Annotated in this window: 1 rRNA gene (running past one end of the window); it reads right to left on the bottom strand. The window is 56.6% G+C overall.

The features are described 5' to 3' along the window. Window positions 1–1173 (bottom strand): 23S ribosomal RNA (locus tag ACFYMM_RS44300); its annotated part runs 1276 nt beyond the window's last position; the annotation flags it as partial.

Genomic DNA, 1173 nt, shown 5'->3' with positions numbered 1-1173 from the left:
GGACAAGCCCTCGGCCTATTAGTACCGGTCACCTCCACACGTTACCGTGCTTCCAGATCCGGCCTATCAACCCAGTCGTCTACTGGGAGCCTTACCCCATCAAGTGGGTGGGAGTCCTCATCTCGAAGCAGGCTTCCCGCTTAGATGCTTTCAGCGGTTATCCCTCCCGAACGTAGCCAACCAGCCATGCCCTTGGCAGAACAACTGGCACACCAGAGGTTCGTCCGTCCCGGTCCTCTCGTACTAGGGACAGCCCTTCTCAAGACTCCTACGCGCACAGCGGATAGGGACCGAACTGTCTCACGACGTTCTAAACCCAGCTCGCGTACCGCTTTAATGGGCGAACAGCCCAACCCTTGGGACCGACTCCAGCCCCAGGATGCGACGAGCCGACATCGAGGTGCCAAACCATCCCGTCGATATGGACTCTTGGGGAAGATCAGCCTGTTATCCCCGGGGTACCTTTTATCCGTTGAGCGACGGCGCTTCCACAAGCCACCGCCGGATCACTAGTCCCGACTTTCGTCCCTGCTCGACCCGTCGGTCTCACAGTCAAGCTCCCTTGTGCACTTACACTCAACACCTGATTGCCAACCAGGCTGAGGGAACCTTTGGGCGCCTCCGTTACTCTTTAGGAGGCAACCGCCCCAGTTAAACTACCCATCAGACACTGTCCCTGATCCGGATCACGGACCCAGGTTAGACATCCAGCACGACCAGACTGGTATTTCAACGACGACTCCACCCACACTGGCGTGCGAGCTTCAAAGTCTCCCAGCTATCCTACACAAGCCGAACCGAACACCAATATCAAACTGTAGTAAAGGTCCCGGGGTCTTTCCGTCCTGCTGCGCGAAACGAGCATCTTTACTCGTAGTGCAATTTCACCGGGCCTATGGTTGAGACAGTCGAGAAGTCGTTACGCCATTCGTGCAGGTCGGAACTTACCCGACAAGGAATTTCGCTACCTTAGGATGGTTATAGTTACCACCGCCGTTTACTGGCGCTTAAGTTCTCAGCTTCGCCCACCCGAAAGTGAGCTAACCGGTCCCCTTAACGTTCCAGCACCGGGCAGGCGTCAGTCCGTATACATCGCCTTACGGCTTCGCACGGACCTGTGTTTTTAGTAAACAGTCGCTTCTCGCTGGTCTCTGCGGCCACCCCCAGCTCAGA

It is taken from the genome of Streptomyces sp. NPDC006739 (genome assembly GCF_042869815.1).
In the GTDB taxonomy this organism is placed as follows: Bacteria; Actinomycetota; Actinomycetes; order Streptomycetales; family Streptomycetaceae; genus Streptomyces.
Note: the sequence above shows the minus strand (reverse complement) of the source record. Positions and strands in the feature narration are given on the sequence as shown.